This is a genomic window from Dolichospermum planctonicum (assembly GCF_005402965.1).
GTDB classification, from domain to species: Bacteria; Cyanobacteriota; Cyanobacteriia; order Cyanobacteriales; family Nostocaceae; genus Dolichospermum; species Dolichospermum planctonicum.
Genome location: NZ_BJCF01000008.1, coordinates 50,182 through 75,241, shown reverse-complemented (window position 1 = coordinate 75,241; position 25,060 = coordinate 50,182). Strand labels below are relative to the sequence as shown.

Annotated in this window: 21 protein-coding genes; 6 read left to right on the top strand and 15 right to left on the bottom strand. The window is 38.4% G+C overall.

Annotation, left to right across the window (positions count from 1 at the left end; genetic code table 11):
• The first annotated feature begins 44 nt into the window (after positions 1-44).
• From FFO06_RS05910 to FFO06_RS05895, 4 genes are all read left to right on the top strand, one after another.
• Entirely contained in the window at positions 45-797 is a 753-nt protein-coding gene (locus FFO06_RS05910; protein ID WP_137907199.1) for a winged helix-turn-helix domain-containing protein, read from the top strand.
• Positions 798-850: 53 nt separating this feature from the next.
• On the top strand, positions 851-2,161 hold the full coding sequence (locus FFO06_RS05905; RefSeq protein ID WP_137907198.1) for a sensor histidine kinase: 1,311 nt from the start codon (positions 851-853) through the stop codon (positions 2,159-2,161).
• Between the two features lie 32 nt (positions 2,162-2,193).
• Positions 2,194-2,871 carry a phosphate signaling complex protein PhoU gene (gene phoU, locus FFO06_RS05900; protein WP_199290900.1) on the top strand — a complete coding sequence of 226 codons (678 nt, stop codon included), beginning with the start codon at positions 2,194-2,196 and terminating at the stop codon, positions 2,869-2,871.
• Positions 2,872-3,271: 400 nt separating this feature from the next.
• Entirely contained in the window at positions 3,272-4,903 is a 1,632-nt protein-coding gene (locus tag FFO06_RS05895; protein WP_137907197.1) for an iron uptake porin, read from the top strand.
• A gap of 422 nt (positions 4,904-5,325) precedes the next feature.
• Here the strand turns inward: FFO06_RS05895 and recG are convergent, their stop codons facing one another.
• From recG to rpsB, 4 genes are all read right to left on the bottom strand, one after another.
• Positions 5,326-7,791, bottom strand: a complete 2,466-nt coding sequence (gene recG / locus FFO06_RS05890) for an ATP-dependent DNA helicase RecG (protein ID WP_137907196.1) — start codon at positions 7,789-7,791, stop codon at positions 5,326-5,328.
• Between the two features lie 159 nt (positions 7,792-7,950).
• Entirely contained in the window at positions 7,951-8,775 is an 825-nt protein-coding gene (locus FFO06_RS05885; protein WP_137907195.1) for a hypothetical protein, read from the bottom strand.
• Between the two features lie 244 nt (positions 8,776-9,019).
• Positions 9,020-9,964: a translation elongation factor Ts gene (gene tsf, locus FFO06_RS05880; RefSeq protein WP_137907194.1), complete on the bottom strand. Its 945-nt coding sequence runs from the start codon at positions 9,962-9,964 to the stop codon at positions 9,020-9,022.
• A gap of 97 nt (positions 9,965-10,061) precedes the next feature.
• The gene (rpsB, locus tag FFO06_RS05875; protein WP_137907193.1) at positions 10,062-10,835 is read right to left on the bottom strand and encodes a 30S ribosomal protein S2; all 774 of its coding nucleotides are present in this window, start codon (positions 10,833-10,835) and stop codon (positions 10,062-10,064) included.
• A 526-nt stretch (positions 10,836-11,361) separates the two neighbouring features.
• Here rpsB and FFO06_RS05870 point away from each other — a divergent pair.
• Positions 11,362-12,423, top strand: a complete 1,062-nt coding sequence (locus FFO06_RS05870; protein WP_137907192.1) for a D-alanine--D-alanine ligase family protein — start codon at positions 11,362-11,364, stop codon at positions 12,421-12,423.
• Positions 12,424-12,520: 97 nt separating this feature from the next.
• Complete coding sequence (locus tag FFO06_RS05865) at positions 12,521-12,898, top strand: hypothetical protein (protein ID WP_137907191.1); 378 nt, start codon at positions 12,521-12,523, stop codon at positions 12,896-12,898.
• Between the two features lie 812 nt (positions 12,899-13,710).
• Here the strand turns inward: FFO06_RS05865 and FFO06_RS05860 are convergent.
• The 11 genes from FFO06_RS05860 to FFO06_RS05810 form a co-directional block, all read right to left on the bottom strand.
• Positions 13,711-14,838: a glycosyltransferase family 4 protein gene (locus FFO06_RS05860; protein ID WP_137907190.1), complete on the bottom strand. Its 1,128-nt coding sequence runs from the start codon at positions 14,836-14,838 to the stop codon at positions 13,711-13,713.
• A 39-nt stretch (positions 14,839-14,877) separates the two neighbouring features.
• Entirely contained in the window at positions 14,878-16,140 is a 1,263-nt protein-coding gene (locus FFO06_RS05855; RefSeq protein ID WP_137907230.1) for a glycosyltransferase family 4 protein, read from the bottom strand.
• Complete coding sequence (locus tag FFO06_RS05850) at positions 16,137-17,546, bottom strand: hypothetical protein (protein WP_137907189.1); 1,410 nt, start codon at positions 17,544-17,546, stop codon at positions 16,137-16,139. Before FFO06_RS05850 ends, FFO06_RS05855 begins: the two co-directional genes overlap by 4 nt.
• A gap of 132 nt (positions 17,547-17,678) precedes the next feature.
• Positions 17,679-17,939 carry a hypothetical protein gene (locus FFO06_RS05845; protein ID WP_137907188.1) on the bottom strand — a complete coding sequence of 87 codons (261 nt, stop codon included), beginning with the start codon at positions 17,937-17,939 and terminating at the stop codon, positions 17,679-17,681.
• A gap of 212 nt (positions 17,940-18,151) precedes the next feature.
• On the bottom strand, positions 18,152-19,306 hold the full coding sequence (locus tag FFO06_RS05840; protein ID WP_137907187.1) for a glycosyltransferase family 4 protein: 1,155 nt from the start codon (positions 19,304-19,306) through the stop codon (positions 18,152-18,154).
• Between the two features lie 47 nt (positions 19,307-19,353).
• On the bottom strand, positions 19,354-20,556 hold the full coding sequence (locus FFO06_RS05835; protein ID WP_236097076.1) for a glycosyltransferase: 1,203 nt from the start codon (positions 20,554-20,556) through the stop codon (positions 19,354-19,356).
• Between the two features lie 41 nt (positions 20,557-20,597).
• Positions 20,598-20,786, bottom strand: a complete 189-nt coding sequence (locus FFO06_RS05830) for a hypothetical protein (protein ID WP_137907185.1) — start codon at positions 20,784-20,786, stop codon at positions 20,598-20,600.
• A gap of 66 nt (positions 20,787-20,852) precedes the next feature.
• A complete protein-coding gene (locus FFO06_RS05825) occupies positions 20,853-21,908 on the bottom strand; it encodes a glycosyltransferase family 2 protein (RefSeq protein WP_137907184.1) in 1,056 nt (351 codons plus the stop codon).
• Between the two features lie 23 nt (positions 21,909-21,931).
• Positions 21,932-22,873, bottom strand: coding sequence for a glycosyltransferase family 2 protein (locus tag FFO06_RS05820; RefSeq protein WP_137907183.1), 942 nt, complete (start codon positions 22,871-22,873; stop codon positions 21,932-21,934).
• Between the two features lie 123 nt (positions 22,874-22,996).
• A complete protein-coding gene (locus FFO06_RS05815) occupies positions 22,997-23,845 on the bottom strand; it encodes a hypothetical protein (protein WP_137907182.1) in 849 nt (282 codons plus the stop codon).
• Positions 23,846-24,084: 239 nt separating this feature from the next.
• Positions 24,085-24,984 (bottom strand): glycosyltransferase family 2 protein, encoded by a 900-nt coding sequence (locus FFO06_RS05810; protein WP_137907181.1) that lies wholly within the window; start codon positions 24,982-24,984, stop codon positions 24,085-24,087.
• Positions 24,985-25,060: the final 76 nt, after the last annotated feature.

Genomic DNA, 25,060 nt, shown 5'->3' with positions numbered 1-25,060 from the left:
ATGATTTCCCATATACTAGGCTTTGTTATACACTTAAAAAATTAATGTATACCAGCGAATTAGCTAAATATTCTGCGAAAGCGGACATTGGAAAAACCAGCCGTATCTTCATAGTCGAAGATGAAGAATTGATTCGAGAAATGATAGTTGTGTCCTTAGAGGCGGAAGGATATGATATCATCACAGCTAGTGATGGCCGGGCAGCGGTAGAATATCTCAAAAGTTATGAACATAATTCCGAGGAATTATCTTTAGACTTAGTGATATTAGATTTAATGTTGCCCCAGATCAATGGTCTCGATATTTGCCGTTTTTTACGTCATCAAGGTAACTCAGTGCCGATTTTAATGCTCAGTGCTAAAGGTAGTGAAACCGACCGAGTGCTAGGGTTAGAAGTCGGTGCTGACGACTATCTCACCAAACCATTTAGTATGCGGGAATTAGTAGCGCGGTGTCGGGCGTTACTTCGTCGCCAACGTTTAAGCATACTACCACAAATCCCTATCCTCAAGCACAAAGATATAACTTTAAATGCTCGAGAGTGTCGGGTTATGGTGCGTGGAGAGGAGGTAAATTTGTCTCCTAAAGAGTTTCGGCTGTTAGAACTCTTTATGAATTATACCCGTCGGGTATGGTCACGGGAGCAATTACTAGATCAGGTGTGGGGACCTGATTTTGTTGGGGATAGCAAAACTGTTGATGTTCATATCCGCTGGTTACGAGAAAAATTAGAAATAGATCCCAGTCATCCAGAATGTATTGTTACTGTGAGAGGTTTTGGTTACAGATTTGGGTAATTGGTCAAGATAGTTGTTAGCTTTGAGTGATAATACACCAACTAACAACTTCCATGTTCTTACTGGGATTTTTACTGGGTTTAGCTGTCGGCCTTGGTTTTTGGGTTTGGCAACTAGTTCATCTGAACTGGTATCTAGAGCGATTACTGCAACCGTTCAATTCTCCTTCCCAGAAAATGACGAATATCAAACTGCTGCTGAGACCTCGCTTACGTCAGGAAATTGCCATAGTCAATAGACAGCGACAATATCTACAGCAGTCCCTATCTACCTATCAGGAATTGCTGGATTTTGCACCCCTGGGATATTTACAGGTAGACGAAGAGAACCAACTCCTGTGGTGTAACCAGCAAGCACGGGAAATATTATATCTCCAAAGATGGCAACCAGGACAAGTCCGGTTATTATTAGAATTGGTCAGATCCTACGAATTAGATCAGTTAATTGAACAAACTCGTGATTGGCAAAAACCGCAGGTACAAGAATGGGTTTTTCATCCCCCTTGTGAAGATGCTAAGGTGATGACACAATTAAAGTCTATGTTCCTACGGGCTTCTACTTTACCTTTACCAACCGGACAAGTAGGCGTATTTTTGGAAAATTGCCAGCCGGTGTTAGATATCAAGCAAGAACGCGATCGCTCTTTTTCCGATTTAGCTCACGAACTGAGAACACCCCTGACTGCAATTCGTCTAGTAGTGGAAACCCTTTTAACTCGGTTAGAACCACCCTTAGATCGTTGGGTTAATAGGCTGATGCAAGAAGTTGACCGACTAATTAATTTAGTACAAAGTTGGTTAGAACTGACACAAATAGAAAATAACCCCTCCATGCAGTTAAATTTAGAAATGGTGGAAATGCGATCGCTTATCGCCTCAGCATGGCAAACCCTAGAACCAATTGCCCAACTTCAATCTCTAAGTATAGCCTATTCTGGTTTAGAAAGTATTGAAATTCAAGGAGATAAATCCCGACTTTATCAAGTATTTGTCAACTTACTAGATAATAGCATTAAATATAGTCCCCCTGCGACAACTATTCGCATTGAGACTAAAATAATTTCTACTGATAATGGTGATATAATGGAAATCAATATTATTGATTCCGGTATTGGTTTTGCTATTAGTGACTTACCTCATGTATTTGAACGGTTTTATCGAGGGGATAAAGCTCGTTATCGTTCACCAGTCAATAAAGTAAATTCTCCCACGGGAATTGCTGGTAGTGGTTTAGGTTTGGCCATTGTCCAGCAAATAGTTATTGCCCATGGTGGTTCAATTCAGGCCATGAACCATCCAGACACTGGTGGTGCTTGGATACAAGTTCAATTTCCGCAAATGATCACAAATTCACCTCAGTCTTGACTATAGTTAAGACAATATATACTTTTTTTAATATGATCAGCGTGGAAACTGTACTTTATACAGCAAATCATGAAACACCCCAAATAAAACGTTCCATTAGGCGTTTAGAGCGGGATTTATTACGTATGGGTGCTTTAGTAGAACAATCATTTCGGCTCTGTCACCAAGCCCTATTTAACCGCGACTTAATGGCAGCGGAACAAATACCCCGACTAGATAAAAAAATTGACCGCTTTTATCGGCAAATAGAATCAGACTGCACCACCATTATCACCCATCAATCACCCACGGAACAGGATTTACGGTGTTTAAGTGCTTTTATGCAATTAGTCCGTGATTTAGAACGCATTGGGGATTATGCCAAAGATCTAGCAGATATTGCCATTAAAATCTTTCCCTATCCCCCCCATAGTTCTTTACCAAAGATTGCTATTATGTCTCAACACGCCCAAGCAATGTTAGCAACGTGCTTAGTCGCTTTAGCCGATTTGGACGAAACTGGTGGACAACGGATGAATCAGTTAGATGATGCTGTAGACAATGCTTATGAGCATCTTTATCAAACTTTTGCCCACATTCAGGATTTTCCGGGAGTAATTGAACCAATTTTACTCTTAACCTTAGCAATTCGGTGTTTAGAACGCATGGCAGATCACGCTACCAACATTGCCCAACGAGTTACATATATTGTAACTGGTCAACGTTGTTAAATTGGATTTCGGGCAGAAATTAATTTACGTAGGGTGTGTTAGCGATTAGTAACGCACCAAAATCTTATACATCACGTCCGGTGTGTTAGCGATTAGTAACGTACCCAACGCTTGACGCACCCAACGCTTGATAATTATCGGTTACGGATTTGATTTTCACCCCCCCCATGTTATAGACTATTTTTGACAATAAAGTCTGGTTCATAACCCTGTGTTTACCCAATCATAATCATAAGATGAAAAAATACAAAAATTATAACTTCGTATAAAAATTTTGATGTTCAGTTGTGTTAAGTGTTATTTATGATGTAGAATCAAATCAGAAAACTTATGTGTAAGTTCCTGAAGAGGGACTTTACCATAAACTTAGTTCGTTCAGGTGTGAGAGAAATTAAAATTTATGAAAAAAGCTTTCTGGAATATCCTCAAAGTTAGCCCTGCTGTGGCCTTAACCTTACTGGCCGGTAACAGCGCCTTTGCTGGTGAAGTTAATGGTAAAGTGACAAGTGTTGCTGAGTTGTCCCAAGAGTCCAACAACCTGAGTCAAGTAACATCTGTTTCTAAATTTTCCGACGTACAGCCTACAGATTGGGCGTTTCAAGCTTTACAATCCTTAGTTGAACGTTATGGTTGTGCGGCTGGTTATCCCAACGGTACTTTCCGTGGTAATCGCTCTTTAACTCGTTATGAATTTGCCGCTGGTTTAAATTCCTGCTTAGACCGCGTTAATGAACTTATTGCTACTGCTACTGCTGAAATGGTAAGTAAGCAGGATTTAGCCACTTTACAGCGGTTACAAGAAGAATTTTCTACTGAATTGGCAACTCTGCGCGGTCAAGTAGATGCTTTAGAAGCTCGTACCGGCGAACTAGAAGCTAATCAATTTTCTACCACCACCAAACTATCTGGGGAAGCTATTTTCAGCGTCTCCCAAGCCTTTGGGGATAAGGTAGCGGTTCAATCTGGTAACACACCGAATCAAAAGTTAGGCAACAGCTCAACCTTATCTGACCGGGTGCGGTTGAGTTTGAACAGCAGTTTCACTGGTACAGACCAATTACAAACTCGTTTGCAAGGTCGGAATATTGTCAGTAATAGAGATATCACTGGTACTAACATGACTCGTTTGGGTTATGATGGTAGTGCAGAGGACAAGAACGCCGTAACTATTGACAAACTCAACTACGCTTTCAATTTAAAAGACAACATTCGTGTCAAAATTGATGCTACTGGTGCTGAGTTAAACGAGAACGTCAATGTTTTCAACCCTGACTTTAGAAGCAGTGGTTCGGGCGCTTTATCTCGCTACGGACGTTTCAGCCCCATTTATCGTCAAGCAGGTGACGGTGCAGGTATCACTGTTAACATCAATCCTAATGGTAAATTGGGCTTGAGTGCAGCTTATATGGCTCAAGGGCTATCAGATAGAACTGCTGCTAATAATCCTGCTCCTGGTAATGGACTATTCAACGGTGATAATACTATTTTCGGTCAGTTAGCTTTGAAGCCTAACCCAGCTATCAACATTGGTTTGACCTACGCTCACACTTATCAGCGCGGAATTACTGGTCAAAATAATAATTTCTTGGGTTCTACTGGCAGCCGTAGGGCAAATAATCCCTTTGGAGCAGGTTCGACGGCAGAGGCAAGTAACTACGGTATACAAGCTACGCTCCAACCCACAAAGAATATCACCCTAGGTGGTTGGGGTGGTTATACCGCCGCCAGCACTTTATCCGGTACTACCAAGAGTGGAGAAATCTGGTACTGGGCTGGTACTTTGGGTATCAAAGACTTCATTAGAGAAGGTAATACTTTGGGTTTAATCGTCGGTCAATCACCTAAATTGACCGGTGGTAAAGGTGTTACCAGAGATGCTAACACTTCTTATCATATAGAAGGTCTTTACAAAGTGAAGCTTTCTGATAATATCCTTGTTACTCCAGGTGTAATAGTCATCTTGAATCCTGAGCATAACGACAAGAACAGCGCCGAATACGTTGGTACTTTACGGACCACTTTCACTTTCTAAAATTAGCCGTGGTTAACCCCTCCCTCACCCCCTCCTTGGCAGCGGGTTTTCAAAGTCGGCGGTAAAGAAGAAAAGAAAAGTGATCTTTTCTTGATCAGATCAAGAAAAGATCACTAATTTTTCAATTTTTTTTTAATTTTTTCAATTTTTAAATTATGCTAAATAGGGCTTGCTGAATAAGCTGAAAAGCTAGACAAAGGAAGAGATACAGGAGGATAAAAAGTGAATAAAGTGGGAGAAAAAAGGATAAAATAAGTAAAAATCCCTGCACCAAAGTCAATTAAAATGTATAGAAAAGAAAAACAACAAGAAACGACACCAGAGAACTTTACTTTTTTCTGTGAAGTGTCAAAAATCATCGTGCCTTTAGGTCGGTGAGTATGTCAATACACAAATTAAAATAATGATTTGAACTTACTAAATCAAGTCAAAATCGCGCCACCCATTAACCGCCCATACCTATACTTTAACTCATCCTGCATTAATGGCCAACGGGCTAAACTTGCATCAATATCAATCACTTTTTCCGCTGCTTGTCGTGCTAACAGCAAAACATCCTCATCTTCCACCAAACTAGCTAAGGTAAAATCTGCTACACCTGATTGGCGAGTTCCCATCACTTCCCCCGGACCGCGAAACCGCATATCCATTTCAGAGATAAAAAACCCATCTTGAGACTGTTCCAATACTTTTAAACGTTGTTGGGCATCTGCACTTCTGGAACTACTCATTAATAAGCAGTAAGATTGCGCTGCACCCCTTCCTACACGCCCCCGTAATTGGTGTAATTGTGATAAACCGAATCTTTCCGCGTGTTCAATCAACATTACCGTAGCATTAGGCACATCTACCCCCACCTCAATTACAGTGGTAGAAACGATAATTTGAGTTTCATTATCGCGGAATTTGTGAATAGCTTCCTCTTTTTCCGCTGAAGTCATGCGTCCATGTAATAACCCAACTTGAAAATCAGGAAAAACGCTTTCTTGTAATTTTTGATGTTCCTCTACAGCGGAACGCAAATCTAATTTTTCCGACTCTTCTACCAAAGGCAAAACTACATAAACCTGTCTACCTTGGGCAACTTCTCGACGGATTAAATCATAAGCTTGGGTTCTTTGATGACCAGTCAATAAAGTGGTTTTAATTTGTTGTCTTCCTGGTGGTAATTCATCAATTTGACTAACATCTAAATCTCCATGTACTGTTAATGCCAAAGTGCGAGGAATAGGAGTAGCAGTCATTGTTAAAACATGAGGTTGTTCGCCTTTTTGTTGTAATTTTGCCCTTTGTTGTACCCCAAAACGATGCTGTTCATCTATTACCACTAAACCCAATCTTTGAAAATTAACTTTATCTTGAATTAAGGCATGAGTCCCAACTAATAAAGGTAATTCACCGGTTTCTAATTGAGAATGAATTTCTCGTCTTTTAGCTATTTTTGTCGAACCTGTTAATAATTCAACAGGCAAATGTAGCAGGTTAAACCAACTAACTAACTTACGATAATGCTGTTCTGCTAATACTTCCGTGGGAGCCATTAACGCCGCTTGATAACCTGATTGAATTGCAGCTAAAATAGCCATAACAGCAACAACAGTTTTACCTGAACCAACATCACCTTGAACTAAACGATTCATGGGTGTAGGTTTTTGTAAATCGGTGAGAATTTCATTAATAACTCGTTGCTGTGCGCCGGTAAATTTAAAGGGGAGAATTTTCTGAAATTTTTCTAATAATTTTCCCTTGGGTGTAAGAACAGCACCAGTTTGAATTGCTTTAGCTTGTTTTTGACGTTGTAACAAACCAACTTGTAAATAGAAAAATTCATCAAATACTAAGCGACGACGAGCAGTTTTTAAAGAGTCACTATCTTTAGGAAAATGAATATTAGGAATAGCTTCTTTTAATTCCATTAAATCATATTTTTCTCGTAAACCTTTAGGCAAAGGATCTTTTAAATTAACTACTGCTGTTAAAGCCGCCATTACAGCCTGTCTGACAGTATTAGCTACTACCCCTTCAGTTAAGCTATAAATAGGCACAACTCGCCCAATAGTTAAAGAATCAATAGGATCTCCAGGATTTGCTAAAACTTCCAATTCTGGGTTATCCAAAGTTAATCCATATTTACTGCCTTTGACTAATCCACAAGCTGCCAACATACTACCTACGGGATAGTTGCGTTTTAAGGTTTCCTGCCAACCACGACTAGTAAAACGCGCACCTGCAAAAAATCTGCTAACTTTAATTTGTCCTGTATTATCTTTGAGAATTAATTCTAAAATTGATAATTTTTTATTTTTAGGACTGGTAAAGAAATTAAACCGTTTTACCGTCGCTATGATAGTTACTGTTTCCCCTCCCGTTAATTCACTAATATTTACCTGACGGCCATAATCAATATGATCACGAGGATAATAAAATAATAAATCACGGACGGTATGTAAATCTAATCGGGCTAAACTTTCAGCTTTTTTAATACCGATTTCTGGTAAAATGCTGAGTTTTTGATCAATTTTGGGAACTAGTTTTTTACTGACTTCGGCAACAATTGGAGTGGTGGGATTTTGATTTTTAAGTTCGTAAATTTTGGGGGGAGTTTTTGTTTCTAATTCTTCTTCTAGTTGATTCAGATATTTTCTAACTTCTGCTACTAAATCCTTTTTTTCTGCTAATGCCAAATTTGGATAATTGGCAAATTGTATTGCTATTTCTTGCCAACGAGAACGTTCTTTTTGGGGTAAACCTGGAGGAAATTTACCAAAGGTCAAACTCAAAAATTCACTAAAGCGGTGTTGCTTACCTAGTAAATCTATAAAGCCATTTTCCGCTTCAAATGCTAAGGCTTTATGCAATCTTATCCAATCAGGTGTTTTATTAGTCATTGGTCATTAGTTGTTGGTCATTGGTTATTAGTTATTACTTGTTGGTTATTAGTTATTAGTTAAGAGATTATCGAGGCTTGAAAAATAGACTTTCTTCATAGATATTCTCATATATTTTTTAACTTTTAAGTTTACATTTTTAATTCCCCTAAAGGCTGACTAATCCTCGAACCAACTAGCACGCCAAGCAGCTTCAGCTTCAGCAATTTTCAGTTCTTTTTGTCTTTTTTGATACTCTTTTCCTACTTTACTCAGTTGCATTAAGATATTACGAATTCTCTTGCGCTCTGTCAATAGTGTCACATCAGCAAATTCTATTTCTCCCAGTCGCAAGTGAATAGCCATAATCTGAGTGATAGAATCTTCCGAATCTTCCTGATCACTAATTTCTATAACTAAGTTTAATATATTGGGAAGACTGGGCATCATATCACTAGAAGATTCTGAGGCAGCAGTTGCAGCGGTTAAAATCGGTTCTGGTAGTTTTTTGGGTAAAACCCCTGTTTTTTGGATGAGAATATTAGCCCCTTGGGAGACTTTTTTTAAAGTTTCTTCAATTCCTTCTTCTACCTCTTGTTGCCATTCTACCAGTTCTATAGGATTAGAAGGATCTAAAGCTTGAGGCTGTTGTTCCTTTTCTTCTTGTTCGTCCTTTTCTTCTTCTTCCTCAGTTTCTAAAACTACTTCTGTTTGGGTAACTTCTGGGGGCTGAATATAACTAATTAATTCCTGAGCGGCTTGTTGACTTAATTTACGAATACCTTGTTGTAATTTTTGCCGCTGATTTAGTGATAAGTTAAGAAATTCATCAGGATATCCTTGGGTACACAGGTAATAACTGGCTAAAATCAATTGTTTTTGTAAAGCCAGTCCCAAGGTATTTATATATCTAGCATAAGCTAAATTGAGTTGTTGAGCGATCGCTCTGGTCGCCTCTTTTAATGCAATAATGTCTTTTTCTATCCGTTCAATTGCTCTCGTCATAATTTTAGACTGGTAATAGTCCTTTGTCTTTTGTCCGTTGTCAACGATCAATTAATTGCCCCCTACTACAAATATAGGTATTTCTGAGAAAATAATCATTACTTAATAAAATACAGGCCAGCGCATTCTCCCTGACCTGTAAATACAAATAGTCATGAATCAGAACTAAAAGTCTATCATCAACAGCAACCCATTAAGTATATATTCTTAGCAACTCACTAATGACTACTGAATACTGATTAAATTACTTAGCACCCATTTGGGCGGCAACTTCCTCAGCAAAGCTAATTTCTTTCTTTTCAATGCCTTCACCCAGGACATAGCGGACAAAGCGATTTACTTGAACTTCTCCACCAACTTGAGATTGTACTTGCTTCACCAAATCTTCTACCAAAATACTCTGATCACGAATATAAGGTTGATCTAGTAAAGTCATTTCTTTCAAGCGCTTTTCAATTCTGCCTTGAACAATCTTTTCCCTAATGTTCTCTGGTTTGTTAGCCAAGTCGTCCTTACCCATTTCAATGTCTTTTTCCTTTTGGACAAGTTCGGCAGGAATTTTGTCCACGCTAACATATTCCACATTGGGACAAGCGGCAACTTGCATGGCAGCATTTTTGGCCAAGCCTTGGAATTCTTCATTAGCAACTGCTGAAGCAGTTTCAGCGGTTAATTCCACTAATACACCAACACGACCACCAGTATGAATATAGCTGTCTGCTATTCCGGGTGTGACTTGTGCTGGGGCAAAAGAGACAAAGCGGCGTACCTGGATATTTTCACCAAGAGTAGCAATGGTTTCTTTGATGAATTCCTCAACAGTGGCGCTGGGCTTCTCAGTATAGGGTTGAGCCAATAAAGACTCAATACTATCAGCAGTTGCAGCTTGTTGAGCCAAGTTCTTCACTAGGGCTTTAAAAGCCTCATTTCGGGCAACAAAGTCCGTTTGACAGTTTACCTCTATGAGTACACCTACCTGACCACCGGGCTGAATATAGGTGTCTACCAGACCTTCTGCGGCAATACGATCACTACCTTTGTCGGCTTTAGCAATACCTTTTTGCCGTAGCCAGGTTGTGGCCGCCTCGATATTACCATCATTTTCCTTCAGCGCCTTTTTGCAGTCCATCATGCCAGCACCGGTTTTTTGGCGTAGCTCTTGGACGAGTTTTGCAGATATTTCCGCCATGTTGCCTCAATTCCTAACTTGACAGATACAAATATTAATTAAGATTCTAAGATGATCAGGACTCATCTTAGAATCTTTAAATCCTGATTACAGATGTTTATTCTTCGTCTGATGACTCAGTGACATCACTTTCGTCGTATTCGTCAGTGTAATCTTCGTAATCGTCGTAATCTTCTTCCACTTCTAGCTGACCGTGACGACCTTCATAAATAGCATCTGCTAATTTACCAACAATTAGCTTAATGGATCTAATTGCGTCATCATTGGCTGGGATAGGAATATCAACTACGTCTGGGTCACAGTTTGTATCCAACATAGACACAATGGGAATACCCAATTTTTCGCATTCTTGAACTGCGTTATATTCCCGTTTCTGGTCAACAATAATCACAATATCCGGGACTTTCCGCATATTCTTAATACCGCCTAGGTATTTTTGTAGCTTCGTCATTTCCCGACGTAGCATGGAAGCTTCTTTCTTGGGTAATAAATCCAGTGCGCCGGTTTCTTCTCTCCGTTCTAAATCTTTGAGACGTTCTGCTCTGGTTTTAATTGTTGCCCAATTCGTCAGCATTCCCCCCAACCAACGTTGGTTAATATAGTGAGAACCACAACGCAGAGCCTCTTGAGCAATAATTCCCGCTGCTTGGCGCTTAGTTCCCACAAACAGGAATTTTTTACCTTGCTCTGATTGGGTTCGCATATAATTATACGCGTTATCCATCAACTGGGCTGTTTGCACCAAGTCTATGATATGTACACCATTGCGTGAGGTGTAGATATAAGGAGCCATTTTCGGGTTCCAACGTCGGGTTTGATGACCGAAGTGAACACCAGACTCCATCAATTGAGCCAAGGAAACTACTGGCATATTTTGTTACTCCTATTCGGGTTAAACCTCCACCCAGGTGCATTTCTCAAATTAAGAAACACCCGAATTCCTGGATGTGCGGAATTTTTGACAACTGTACTAGGGTAACACAAATATATTCACTTTGCCACTGAACCTGGATTTTTTTGTGAGAGTCAAGATTTTTATTAGTTGTCACACAGCTTTATTTACTACTTCCCAGCCGGAGGCTGGGAAGTAGACTTTGAGGCTCTGCCTCCAATAGAGAACAAAGTATTAAGCTGTACTGCATTTAATTTGTATAATTTAGCGGGCAGGATGCCCGCACCACAAGATTTAGTTATATTAGGATTGTACAATTTAGCTGCGTTTCCCCTACTTAGGAGAGTTGACAATTGATTTAAAATCTGTTATCATGAGCGCGAATGCGAATAAATATCTATAAAAGATAATATAGATGAGGTAGAGATCCATGACGGGGGGTTAATTAACAGTGGCTCTTCTTTGGTAATAATGGAAATTGCGGGTTTTGGAGATATATAAGAAAATGAATAAGCTACGGGTGGGTTTGCTATTTGGTGGACGTTCCGGGGAACATGAAGTTTCAATAATTTCTGCAAGGGCGATCGCTCAAGGTCTAAAATTAGAAGCAAATGCTAATAAATACGAAATTTTGCCTTTTTATATCCAAAAAGATGGAGTTTGGCAATCTGGAGTTATGGCCCAACAAGTTCTAGAATCTGGTGTTCCCCAAGAAATCCTATCTACAACCCCTAATTTATGGCAATTCCCACCCGAAACCGCACAAGTTGAGCTTTGGTTTCCCATTCTTCATGGTCCGAATGGAGAAGATGGTACAATACAGGGTTTATTAACCTTAACACAAGTTCCCTTTGTCGGTTCTGGGGTATTGGGTTCAGCAACGGGAATGGACAAAATTGCCATGAAAATGGCTTTTGCTCAAGCGGGATTACCTCAAGTAAAATATAAAACTGTCACCAGAGCGGAAATTTGGTCAAATCCTTGTGTATTTCCGAAATTGTGTGATGAAATTGAGGCCACATTGGGCTATCCTTGTTTTGTCAAACCTGCTAATCTAGGTTCATCAGTGGGAATTGCTAAAGTGCGATCGCGTCAAGAATTAGAGGTAGCATTAGATAATGCTGCTACTTATGATAGACGCATTATCGTTGAAGCTGGAGTTGTCGCTAGAGAGGTTGAATGTGCCGTTTTAGGTAATGATAACCCGAAAGCGTCAGTCATAGGTGAAATTACTTTTGATAGTGATTTTTACGACTACGAAACTAAATATACACCTGGTAAAGCGGATTTATTCATTCCCGCAAATTTACCAGAGTTAGTAGCACAGCAAATTCAAGAAATGGCCTTACAAGCTTTTGCTGCTGTTGATGCTGCTGGTTTATCTAGAGTAGACTTTTTCTATGTGGAAACTACGGGAGAAATTTTCATCAATGAAATTAATACCTTACCAGGGTTTACCTCCACAAGTATGTATCCCCAACTCTGGGCTAATACTGGTATACCATTTGCCCAATTAGTAGATCAATTGATTGAACTAGCAATTGAAAGACATTCTCCAGTTAATTAACAAAGACTAGCAAGGGGAAATATTTATTTTCCTCTTGTTTTGACTATGATTTGTGTGATTAAGATTAAGGTGATGGATAAAAACTATAGGAAATATAGTGATAAAATACCCTTGGATCTGGTTCTTTAGCTTATTTCTCATTCCTATAGGAATGACGATTTTTGCCTATCAGCAATTGAGTTATGTTGGCTATGTGCCACAGAAAGCACAGGAAGAAGCCCCATTTTTATCTATTCACAAATACCCTATTGCCACATTTTCCGATTCTAGTAATTCTATCCCTCCATGGTTGGTAATAGCGATCGCTGTTTGTTGTGCTGCGGGTTCTTTTGTAATTTTTTACTCACTTCAAAGTTCAATAGAGACACAAAAAACCACTCAACGCACTCGCAACAGTCAAAAATTGCACCCCCAAAAACGTCATAAATCCAGAAATTCCTCCTCTTCATCATCTGACAGCAAAAATCCGCTATAATTTTTTTTTGCCACCTGAGAAAATCCCATACCCCCCATTACCAATGTGGAATCAGTCAGAGACTTGTTGAATATATCTCAACACACCGCTAAAAACCTGAAAATATAAGACTTTTGAGAAAGTGCCAACTTGGCAACCAAGTTTTAATTACCTAAGTTACATTGATTCCAGATAAAGAAATTCAATGTTGTGGTTATTAAAGGCTATTACATATTGATTTTTTTTAGGCAACACCATAGTTTATGGTAACATTTTTTAAGCATAAATAACAATGATTTGTAGATAATTAATTTGGCATTTATTGGCTCAAAAATAATAACAATAATCAGGTTTGACATTTACTGCAATGGGAATCTACTCACCCCCTATAAATACTGTCTTTATTATATCAACCCCCCTAAATAACTGGCAGTATTTATATATTCCTGAACGCTACAGCAGTAAATGTAGAGTGGGAGATTTTAGGCTTTTGGTATGCCTTCTCCCACTCTCTTTTTATTTATAGTGGTTAGTGGACTTTAGACTAAAAACCCACATTCCGCACTTCACAATGTAGTATGAGCCTTTTCAAGAATTACAAGAATTATTTTTAATAAGGGTTTAATGATTAAGTATTAAAACTTAAATTTTTGATAAAAACAGGACTTACGCAAAATATCTCTCCCTAAACCCCCATTTCTCTGGGTTCTCTGTTCGTTTATTCCGTAACTTGTCCGTAAGTCCTAAAAAAATGTATTTTTATGCAGTATAAAAAATAATATAAAAAATAAAATTAAGGGATTCATTATTTCACTTATTTTCCTCTACTACCGCTACTTGTTGAGCCGATAAGTGTTACTGTAAAATTTTAGATATTGATCTGCTATATCTAATTTAGAAAAATGAAAATTATCAGTAGTTCTATTTAAAGGCAGTTCTAAAGTAGAAATAATGGCTTGTGAGAGATTTTTAACAGCATTACCTTGAAGATCAAAATAACAACAGTTAAAACCACAAATTTCTCTAAATATGGGAATATCAGAACAAACTACCTGACAAGAAAAGTATAGAGCTTCCGCTAAAGGCAAACAAAATCCTTCCTGAGAGGAAGCAGCAATAAAAAGTTGACATTTTTGATACAACCAACATAATTCGTTATCTTTAATTGCATGAATAAATATCACCTGATCTTGAAGAGAGAGATCATGAATTAGCTTGAAAAACCTCTCTGTTTCTGGTCCTGTATTACCAACAATAATTAGTTTGGTATCATTTTTTAGAGATTCATTCTTATACAAAAAATAAAAAGCTTGAATTAACAAATCTATGTTTTTGTTTTTTCGGTGTTGTGCAACACATAACAAAAAAGAATCATTATTACTAATATCTAACTTAGTAGGTGGTTCAGCAATAACAGCACTAAAATCTACATAATTATAAATAACACTCATGGGTTTGATTAATTGAATATTTGGAAAGTATGATTTAAGACTGCTGAGTGTGGATTTAGAAACACAGTTAAGACTATCACTACTTTCTATACATTGTTTTAAAAAAAACCGATTAAAGATAACATTTGGATATCCAAAAACCTCTGGTTTTTCATAAGGATACAAATCGTGTATTGTCGCAACAACAGGACAAGAAAAAAGTGGACGTATAAAAGGAAATGGGAATGATAAATGAACAATATCAGGACTAAAATGTTTTGCTAATTTTGGTAAACCAAATAAAAACCAGAGATTTCTTGCCAATGAACTATTTTGAATCTCTATACTAATTAACTGAATTTTGTGGGAATTAAAGAATAGTTCAAAGTAATCTTTTTGCCATACTCCGACAATTAAGGTCACTTTATTAACCTCTGGACTATCAGCCAGACATTGAGCCAGATTTGCAGCATATCGGCAAACACCTGTTGGTTTTGTAGGCCTATGTAAAGCGGGAATTAGTATGTGCATATTGTCAAAGTCCGAAAAATTAATTACTTAAAAGTAGTTTCAAAAAACTTGAGTCCAACTTGAGTTTTTTGAAACTTTTCTGGTGACAACCTCTAAATAAAGTTTGTGCAACCGTTCTCCGACAACTTGCCAACTGTAGTTTTCATTGACTAATTTCCGGCCAGCCTGACCCATACTAACTATGAGTTCTGGATTTTGAACTAAATAAATCATTGCGGCCGCTAAGTCACGGACAGTTTGATATGGTTCATCAGCAGCAATCTTAAAGCCAGTTTCCTCAGTAACTTGAACAGCAGGTCCGCCTAAATCTAGACAGATAACGGGACGACCCGCTGCCATTGCTTCCATACACACCCACCCGCCAGAATCATGTAAGCTGGGATGAATTAGTAGATGACAGTCCTTTAACAAATCTAAAGCCTTTTCACGGGGCAACCTACCCCAAAATTTAACTTTTTTAGCAATTCCTAAATGTGATGCTAAAGTTTGGAGTTGATGCCATTGTGGTCCATCTCCCACAATCCAGTATTCTGTATTTGGTAGATTTGCTTGAGCAAAAGCACGTAGTCCCAGATGAAACCCTTTCCAGTGTAACAGTCTACCCATACTGATAAATTTCACTATTGGCTCATTAGGGATTTCATATTGATTTAGATGCTCTATGTCTGCTGCTGATAACCCTGATTCCGGCAAAATCTGCATATACTTCACACCCATTTTATAGAGGCGCTGGGCTGTATCCTTAGTTGTGGCTCGGACTACAGCACTTCTTTGAGCAGTAAGACGGACAAATGGGTCTTGCTCTCCTAGCCGGCGAGCAACACTACGAGCAATTTCATAAATTTTGCCATTTAAGCTAAAATCCTGCCAAAAGCTTGCTGGTGCTGATTCTCCACCGCCTACAGGACCCCAAACCAGGGGAATGGGTAGGAGTGACAGGAAGCAAGGACTGGAATACTTAACAAAGGTGACATGGTGGATCAAGTCAAAGCCAATTTTCTGATGTAAGTCACGGGCGACAAAATAGGCTTGAATTTGCCAGAGGTAATAGTGAAGCTGCATTCCCCCAGACTGTCCCCAGCGTCTACTATCCTGCCAGAACGGGAGAGTAAAGTAAACAAAGTGAAGATTGGGAATGGGGTGGCGTGCCAATTCTGCGTTAATAATATCCTGACTCTCATCGGGTCGGGTAAGTACCCATACTTCATGATATTTGGCAACTTCGCGGGCAATATTCCAACCCACACCAGGCTCAGAACCCATACCTGGTTCACAGGAGTAAGCAGACATTAAAATCTTCATAGGGAATTGGTAATTGGTAATTGGTAATTGGGAAATTCTTTCTCTCTCCTGACTGTCTGTATTTTTTTCTTCAATTGTCGTTCTTGCCATGCTAGTCCTAGAATAAAAGCGATAGAAAGCATGAAGCCTGGTTCTTCCATTTGAGTAAAAATAAAACCCATGACAAAAACAGCCAGTAAAGTAACTTTTAAAGAATCATTTAAACGAAAGTGTTGCCAAGCTAAATAGGATAGGAATAGGTATGCTCCTAGACCCAAAAGTCCTAAATCTCCCCATATTCCAGCCCAGCCAAAAATGGGGCTGAAGAGACTTGAACCAGAACAAAGCCAAGAACTAACACAAAATTCCATTCCTTCCCGACCAATTGGATTGGTGGTAGCACCTAGTGGTCCGAGTATAGACGAATAATCTTTAAGAAACCATACACCAAGGCGGCTGACAGTATGCCCTGGACCTAGACCAAATAACCAATCTAGAGGGGATTGGTAATGAGATAAAATGGAACGCACTGAGTAAAATTTTGTATACCAAGCATAACCATCTGCTCCATAAAGTTCCGGTCGCGCCCAAGATGTAAATGCGGCAAATGCCTCTAAGTTTTGTACACACCAAACAAATCCAAATCCGAAGATAGCGATCGCACTCAGAAGTTTGATAGTTTTACCAAAATCCTTTGAATTCACCAAGATTAAAAGAACCCAGGCAATCAAATAAGCAAGTACAATTTGTTTGGAGTCAGAAAATAGAATCTGCCAGAAAGCGGCGATAATAGCCACGATTCTCATCCATAATGGAAAAGTTTTTTCATTAGTGAAGAAGTAAAGAGCAAAGACAACTGATACCGAAGCCGATACATAATTTCCCGCACCGGAAACGAAAAAGACTCCACCACATCCATCGGTGCCATTAAATCCGTTAGCATAGAGTTTTCCGGCATCAATTAGGGGTTTTTGGACAGCAGCGAGAACAAAGTTAATTAAAACAGACCAGATCAACCAATTTTTGATGCGTGTAACAGATTTAGCCGACATGGGAATACACGCGATGGACAAGAGGAAAATGAAGGGTTCGCAAAGCATCATGAAAGAGACAATGGCATTAATTAAGCCTGTGTTATTCCATAAAGCACTAGCCAATACTGCGACGAGAAAAATGAAAATTCCCAATAAGAAAGAATAGGCAATTGCAATCTGTTTGTGATCTTTTGAGCGACTTGTGAATAATATAACTCCTAAAACAAAGGGAACAACTACGAAGTGAGCAAGGTTAAGAATTGAGGGAGCATGAGTAATTGCACAAAAAATGCGAGAGTAAAAAACTACAGAAAAGGCCAAGATAATTAAGCTGGTATTATCAATTACTCCATTTTTTTTCTGTTTCTTACTTGTAGGTGACTGCAAATACATGATATTGAATACCTCAGAACCTTAATTTTCTGATTTTTGAAAATATATTTTATGATTTGATAAATCCATATTTGGCAGGCTAGTAATCATTGATACAATTTTCAGGATTTGAGATTTTGACAGTTGGTAATACTAGTCAATAACTAAGGCAATTTCATCACATAAACGTCCTCCAGATAAGTACAAAATAGGCCATAAGAATGTATTTACTAACCTATTTTTGATTGTTGGGTTATGCCATTGAAACATATAAATTTCTTTGGCATTTAGTCCATAACGAGACAATAAGCAAGACAAGGTTGCGACTGAATAATAAGCACTATGATCAGGATGAACATATTCATATCCTGAAAAACCATAAGTATGTGGTAATTGGGTAATCAGTACACCCAATATGTAATACCCGTTTTTTACGACAGGCATCCACTAACCAATCATCTCGGTTAACCATCTTTAGTCTAGGTAGTTTCATCATAAAATTATCTCTACTCCTAATTTTGTTTATAATCCTAATCAGCTATTTTGATAACCTTTAAATGCAGTCAATTTATTGATAAAAATGTAAACCTGACCCATTAAGTTTTATCTAGACTGGTAATACAAAGTTAGAAAATTGTTTCAGTTAACCTTTGCGGAAAAAAGCCAATTATTTTTTCATAATTTAAAGCTATTTGTTCAGATGTCCTTTTCCATGTTAAAGATTTTGATCTAAGTAGCCCTTGATCTATTAATTGCTTGCGGTAGACAGGATTAATGTGAAGATGATAGATAGCAGAAGCCATACTTTTAATATCCATGGGATTAAGCATGATAGCAGCATTCTCAGCTACTTCTGGGATGGATGAAACGTTAGAAGTAATTACGGGCAATCCGCACGCCATTGCCTCGATAACTGTCAAACCAAAACCTTCATAAAGTGATGGTGCTAAGAGAACATCGGCTGCATTGTAAAGTTGAATGAGAATGTTTTTATCAGCAATACCAAAATCCAGAATATCTTGCCCAAGATTATGTTCTTTAATAAAGTCTATTTGCTTGGGTGTGAATTTACCACCACAACGCCAAAGACTCACTGATAGTCCGCTCTGTTTTAGAGTTTTTAGCACTTTCAACACAGTAATAATGTTCTTTCTTTGGTGAGTTGAACCAACATTAAGTAAACAGATTTCTTCAGGGGATCTCTGATATTTTTGCCGAAAATATTTTATTTCCTCTGATGGTAATCGCTGAAACGATGCTTCAACTCCATTAGGAACTACCAAAATTTTCTCTAATTCAATATCCAGCCTTTTATGAACATCCTTAGCTGTATTTGAGGAAACAGCAATGACACAATTAGCATAACACATTCCTTTAACTGAAAATTGCCAGGATGCCATACTGAAAGCGGGAAAACGGGATTGTCCTTTGAGAATTTCTGGATAGACAAACTGCACTAAGTCATGACAGGTAATAATAATAGGTTTGCCTTTCTTTTTCAACCAATAAGCAACATGAGCATTGGTATGATCAATAATGTGATAAATGTCTCCTTCTAGCTGACAAACTTGTTGGGGATGATGCCAATAGCGTTCATAAAACTTGCGGATACCAGTGCCAGAGTGCCACAGGTTTTCTTGGCTTTTGCTCCAAGGTTGGGGTGCAACCTCGACAACTTCCCAATTTGGACGGATTGTTTTTAATTCGGCAACTAAATTGTCAGCATAGACATCCATACTCAGGGCAACACCAGCTTCTCTACGAACGATCACTAACCGCATTGATGATCTATCTCCCAAAAGACATACTGTGGCATTTATTTCACCTCTTAATTCAGAACAAGTTCACTGTTTTTTTGCCCCAATACTTTCTGCCATAAAATATTTAGACGAGAAGCAATCCGTTCATGGGAGTAAAGTTGATTGACGCGATGAATACAATAATTACTAATCTCTTGACACCACTGGGGTTCACTAATCAGACGTGCTAATATGGCGGCCAATTCCTGAGTATTTTCTTCTCGAAAAATTAAATCTTCTCGTCCAATGACATTGGGAATTTCCCCACTGTTAGAACCAACTACGGGAACTCCCATTGCCATAGCTTCAATTAGGACGTGACCAAATTGCTCTTTCCATTCAGGAGTGGTACGGGAAGGTAACACTAGGACATCAAACTGACTAATCATCTCTGGTGCTTGTTCATGACGGACAGCGCCCTGCCAGATTACCCAATCTGCCACCTCTTGTTCTTGGGATATCTGGTTTAGTTCCGCTTCATGTTGACCAGATCCACAGATCAGGATGCGGAAGTTGAAACCCTGTTCCCGCAACTGGTGAGCAGCAGCAAAAATCAGGTCTATTCCCTTACTGTGGGTTAATCGTCCCAGAAATCCAATCTGGAATGGGCGAACTGCTTGCAGCAGCGCTTCGCTATCGCCTCTAGTGATCCGGTGTGGGCAAGGGGCAAAAAATTCAGGATCAATACCCATTTGCGGCATCACGGTTAATAAACCCTTGTAACCCCAACGGCACATAATTTCCGCCCCATCGTGATTACCTGAGATAATTGCACTAGCAGTATTAAGAACAAATTGACAGATCCAGCGACGGGGAAGGGATAGTTGCCGATCAATATTTTCCCAACCAAAAATAACCAGGGGTTTACCTGTAAATCTACTCCAGAGGGCAAATTGATAAGCACATAGAGAAAATACTTCCTCCTCAACCTGGACAATATCGGGGCGAAAAACATTCAGCACTTGCCAGATTTTCCAGGGTGGATAGATATGTGCGCCTCCACGACCACTAAATAAAACAGGAGCGGAGTAGGTGCGGATATGAGGGTAGGGTGTTTCCAGGGGGATGTGGCGATTCCATTCTAAAGCCTTCCAGTTACTTGGAGTCAGAAGACCTACTTCAATATCATCAATTTCTGCAATGCCTACGGAGTTCGCACAGCGTCTTGAAGAGAGGGAAGCTATAGCATTCAATTTGCCCTGGTTGATACCGACAACGTAGGTGTGACTCACAAAAAGTATGCGTATGGATGAAGAATTGGTCATTATAACTTTTATCCCCTATATAACCATCCAGTCTTGTTTGCCAGAGAGTCTAATTGAATGAATGGTGCTATTATCCGCTTTAAGACCCCATCTGTGGGGGAATTGTAGGTGACATAGACATAAAGTTGATCAAGCACTTCGTCGGCTAACCAACCACTCGGAGTATGAAAACCACAGCCAAGATTAAGTTTTAACATTAAATATCTCCAAAATAGACAATAGCAACTCAAGAAACAAGTTAGGAGTTTATTTAACTAAGTTTTTTAGGCAATCAGCGCCCGGATTTTAGTCACAGTCCAATCAACTAACTTTGGACGATGTTGGGGCGCAAACAACCATGTAATTATTGGTTCAGCTAGAGGTAATGGCATCAATCCCACCCAGATAAACCAGAGGCTGTAGAAAAGTCGCTTTTGCCAATTAAAGTCTGAGTATTTCCATAGACAGCGAATTCCGTAGTAAATTAAATTGAGTGGGCGATCGCTCGAAACTGGATGGTTTTGAGGATCTAAGCGTAAAGAAATAATCCGCGACCATAAACGTCCAAGTGAGCGTTGTTCTAAATCAGTAGGAACTTCATAACCTAATGCTTTGGCTTTCTGAGTTAACAGGGAAAAGTTTTGTAAGTCATGGCGCACAAAGCGTTGAAATCGAGCAGCGGTGACAGTTGCCAATGCCCACTGATTTGTATCATGAATTCTGTAAGTGCCTAATGGTTCTTCTATTGCTGCTACATCACCATAAAAAGGAACTTGGAAAGATAAATAGTCATCTGCTGTGAGTTTATATTCATCAGGAATGGGAAAAAGCTTTTCCAGAACCTGCCGATTCAGGGCATTACCACTAGTGGGAGTGCTAACATATTCACCCTTATCTAAGAGGACTTTCCACACATCTCCAGTGGAAAGAGGGGCAGATCCTTGGGGACAAGAGTAGCCAAGAGATTTGCCAATCTTATCAACAACTGTTAAACGATAGTGGACTTTAGAAAGTTCTGGTTTCCAAACAGAAACGATTTGTGCAACGGCGTGAGGAAATAAATAATCGTCGGAATCAAGAAAAATAATGATATCACCCTGACTTTTAGCAAATCCGCTATTAAAAGCCGCAGCTTGTTTGCCATTGGGTTGGAAAATGGGAATGATGCGTTGACCATATCCAGCAATAGTATCACGGGAATTGTCAGTTGAACCATCATCAACAACAATAATTTCAGTATGAGGATAGGTTTGGTTAATGGCGCTATTGATTGCTTGTGGGAGAAAGCGATCGTAGTTATAGTTATTGATGATGATACTAATAAATAGTTGAACCTGCATATTACTAATTGGCTAATAGTTTTCTAAATTAATTTAGCAATTGCGGGCGGTAAAAATAATTTCATCAACCTACGAATTCCACCTAAACTCAATCTTTTAGACAATGGATAGTATTGGCTAAAATAAATATCTAAAGCTTGCTTCTTATTCCCCACATTAATCAGCTGAATGATTGCAGTTGAGGCTTCTTTTTTAAGTTCATAGTCTTTAGAGCAAGATAGTTCTTCTGGAAAATCAGTATTGAGAATTATATGGAAAGATTGTGCAGTGGAATCATCATTGATATTGCTAGACATTGAATTTTTAGTCATTCGATACTTAGCAGTATGTTTGTCCAAGAAAAAGAAATTCGAGTATGCAAAGCCCAGTCGTAAACTAAAATCAAATTCTCCTCCATTTCCTACTTCTTCATAAGAACGCCATTTTATAGCCTTAGCGGCAGATGCCAGAATCATAAAACAATCGTTGGGGAACTGGTGCAGTAAGGCAGCCTCTATGGAAGATTTTTGTAATCCAGATTTATCGCTAGTACGAAAGTAGAATTGATTAAGCTTAGAGCTAAGATTATGGTCAATAGTACCTTCCTCGGAAATAAAATACTGCTTGCCATAAGCTGCGACTAAATTGGGATGAATATCCCAGCAACTATTTAAGTCTTCTAGGGAATTTGGTAGTAGTAAGTCATCATCATGAAGAAGAACTATTTTATCTCCTTTTGCTATCTCATATATAAAGTTGATATTTCCTGCCTGACCTAGAGAAGGAGAATGCCTAGTATAAGAAATAGGAATTTTGCATTTATTCTTAATATCTAAAACTAGGTTCTCAGTTATGTTATCATGAGAGTCATCACCTATGACGATCTCGATTGGTTGGAGAGTTTGTGCAAATACTGAATACAAAGCTTCTTGAAGAAACTTAGGTCTTTGATATGTTGGGATACATACAGATATGGATGATTGCATTAATTTTTTAGTATCACTAATTTTATAGGACTATCCTCGTTTGATTAAGTTTGGTCGTTTATAGGTTAGAACTCTGACTTTGCATAAAGACATTTTTTCTCTCTTCTGATTACTACCCTGCCATTATTTCAGGTGAGTAAATTTCTCTCTTAAATTTATAGTCTGCTTATATAGTTCTGAATCGGTTGACAATAATTCTTTAAGCTTATTGACACTAACTGAGTATTTAGGATTCGCAATTAAACGATGAAAATAATAACTGAATGTTCGTACAAGTATAAATATCCTTTTTGGATATGGCATATGCTTATACTTAGAGAGAAACTGATCAGAAAGCCAATCATCAACAAGCTGATATAGCATTTTATGATCTGACTCTGATTCAGGTCTGACATAGTTTTCGCCTGAGTCGTTAGATATAAAAATGTTGTTAAATTGAATTATATCAGAACAATAAAAATTTTGAATTAGCACCTCTTGAATTTCGCAAGAAATCCACCAATAGATACTATCGAATTGATTTTGATAGGGTAACAGAATAAAATCTTTGACTACATCTTGATGAAATGCCATTAGTTGTTCATCATTAGTTAAAAAGCATTGAGATTTCATTCCTTTGAGGGGAGTCTGGAATGTTTTGCGATTTATCGGGACAGCGATCGCTGGTTTGTATTGCAATAGCTGTTTTTCAAATGTTTCCCAGCTTCCTTTGATGAATTTTATATCGTCATCACAAAATATATAGTAGAGATATTCTCCTTTATTCAAAGCCATTTCCAGTAGCTTGTTTCTTCCTTCTGCCCAGGTAGATTTGGGGAAAAATATTGATTCTTCAATGGCTTGATTTATTACTGTTTCAATGGGCTGATCATAGGTTAAAAAGATAACGTCAGCATTTGGGTTTTCTGATAGATGCAAGTAATTTTTCATCAACTCAGCTTTACCTTGGACAAGATAGATAAAATCTTTCATGACAGATTACAAAGAAATGGGCATGGGTAGAAACTATTTTGTGTGGGGAGGGTATTTTTTTCTTCCCAGCGATTATCTCAGTTTGCAAATATTCAAAAGTTAGATATATTTTCAATTTTTACAGCAAAAACTTATTGAAGCGTAAGATTGCTGATTTCCTGAAACGAGCGAGGTTGCAATATTTCCCAACAGAAAAAAGTACGTTTATTAAGCAGCAAGCTCTTGACCGACTACTAAATTCAAATAAACTTATATTCTTTTATGTACCAATAAGAATCTTGTAAATCTGCTCTTTGCCTCACTATCTTTTTACCTGTGTAGCCGATCAATGATCGCATTACTTTTTTCAATTTTGGGGTTTGATGAATATCAAAATGATAAATTATGTTCCTCCATATATTGGTAGAATACCCTAATCCATCTCTCATGGTAGATAATGACTTTTCTGCTTCATTGGCGTACTCTTCGATTTTGCGACTTTTCTGTTTTGATTGATGACGAATTCCACCTAATGGTGAATTTGTTCCATATAATTCTGCATAAATGAAGAAGCGAGACCAAAGTTCAAAGTCACTAGCGAGTTTTAAATCGGTATTAACATAACCACCGGCTTTTTCCCATAAACTACGTTGCCAGAAGGTAGACTCCTGTTGTATCCATCCTGCGCTTTTCCTGCCATAGCCAATGTAATAACCATCCAAAAATGCTGTTTTGGAAAACCCAGGATATAAAGCAAATCCCTGACAAAAGCCATGCCAATCCCAACCTCCTGGCTGAAGGCTTGTTAGCCACTCAATTTGTGGCAACTCAGATATAATACTTGCTACTGTCCTAAATGCCCAAGGGCAGTACATATCATCGCTGTTGATCCATGCCATGATTTCACCAGTAGAATGTGAAAATCCCTTGTTGATTGCATGATATTGACCATCATCAGGTTCGCTACACCAAAAAGCTAACTGCTTTTCATATTTTTTTATAATTTCTACGCTACCATCATTCGATCCTCCATCAATAATGATATATTCTAAATTGGGATAATTTTGAGAAAGAACACTTTGAATCGTAGCTTCTAAAAATTCGGCTTGATTAAACGAAGGCGTTATTATGGAAAGCTTAGGATATTTTTGTAATAGCATTATATCTCCTGGGATATTCTTATAACTTAGGCATTGAGAACAAACATCATCTATAGTTTCTAACTAATAATATTCT

Coding starts and splice junctions, on each gene's coding strand:
- FFO06_RS05840 (WP_137907187.1), bottom strand. CDS start 19,306: ATGCGGTTAGTGATCGTTCGTAGAGAAGCTGGTGTTGCCCTGAGTATG.
- FFO06_RS05885 (WP_137907195.1), bottom strand. CDS start 8,775: ATGACGAGAGCAATTGAACGGATAGAAAAAGACATTATTGCATTAAAA.
- FFO06_RS05905 (WP_137907198.1), top strand. CDS start 851: ATGTTCTTACTGGGATTTTTACTGGGTTTAGCTGTCGGCCTTGGTTTT.
- rpsB (WP_137907193.1), bottom strand. CDS start 10,835: ATGCCAGTAGTTTCCTTGGCTCAATTGATGGAGTCTGGTGTTCACTTC.
- phoU (WP_199290900.1), top strand. CDS start 2,194: ATGATCAGCGTGGAAACTGTACTTTATACAGCAAATCATGAAACACCC.
- FFO06_RS05820 (WP_137907183.1), bottom strand. CDS start 22,873: ATGCAATCATCCATATCTGTATGTATCCCAACATATCAAAGACCTAAG.
- FFO06_RS05870 (WP_137907192.1), top strand. CDS start 11,362: ATGAATAAGCTACGGGTGGGTTTGCTATTTGGTGGACGTTCCGGGGAA.
- FFO06_RS05895 (WP_137907197.1), top strand. CDS start 3,272: ATGAAAAAAGCTTTCTGGAATATCCTCAAAGTTAGCCCTGCTGTGGCC.
- tsf (WP_137907194.1), bottom strand. CDS start 9,964: ATGGCGGAAATATCTGCAAAACTCGTCCAAGAGCTACGCCAAAAAACC.
- FFO06_RS05815 (WP_137907182.1), bottom strand. CDS start 23,845: ATGAAAGATTTTATCTATCTTGTCCAAGGTAAAGCTGAGTTGATGAAA.
- FFO06_RS05855 (WP_137907230.1), bottom strand. CDS start 16,140: ATGAAGATTTTAATGTCTGCTTACTCCTGTGAACCAGGTATGGGTTCT.
- FFO06_RS05825 (WP_137907184.1), bottom strand. CDS start 21,908: ATGCAGGTTCAACTATTTATTAGTATCATCATCAATAACTATAACTAC.
- FFO06_RS05860 (WP_137907190.1), bottom strand. CDS start 14,838: ATGCACATACTAATTCCCGCTTTACATAGGCCTACAAAACCAACAGGT.
- FFO06_RS05850 (WP_137907189.1), bottom strand. CDS start 17,546: ATGTATTTGCAGTCACCTACAAGTAAGAAACAGAAAAAAAATGGAGTA.
- FFO06_RS05910 (WP_137907199.1), top strand. CDS start 45: ATGTATACCAGCGAATTAGCTAAATATTCTGCGAAAGCGGACATTGGA.
- FFO06_RS05810 (WP_137907181.1), bottom strand. CDS start 24,984: ATGCTATTACAAAAATATCCTAAGCTTTCCATAATAACGCCTTCGTTT.
- recG (WP_137907196.1), bottom strand. CDS start 7,791: ATGACTAATAAAACACCTGATTGGATAAGATTGCATAAAGCCTTAGCA.
- FFO06_RS05830 (WP_137907185.1), bottom strand. CDS start 20,786: ATGTTAAAACTTAATCTTGGCTGTGGTTTTCATACTCCGAGTGGTTGG.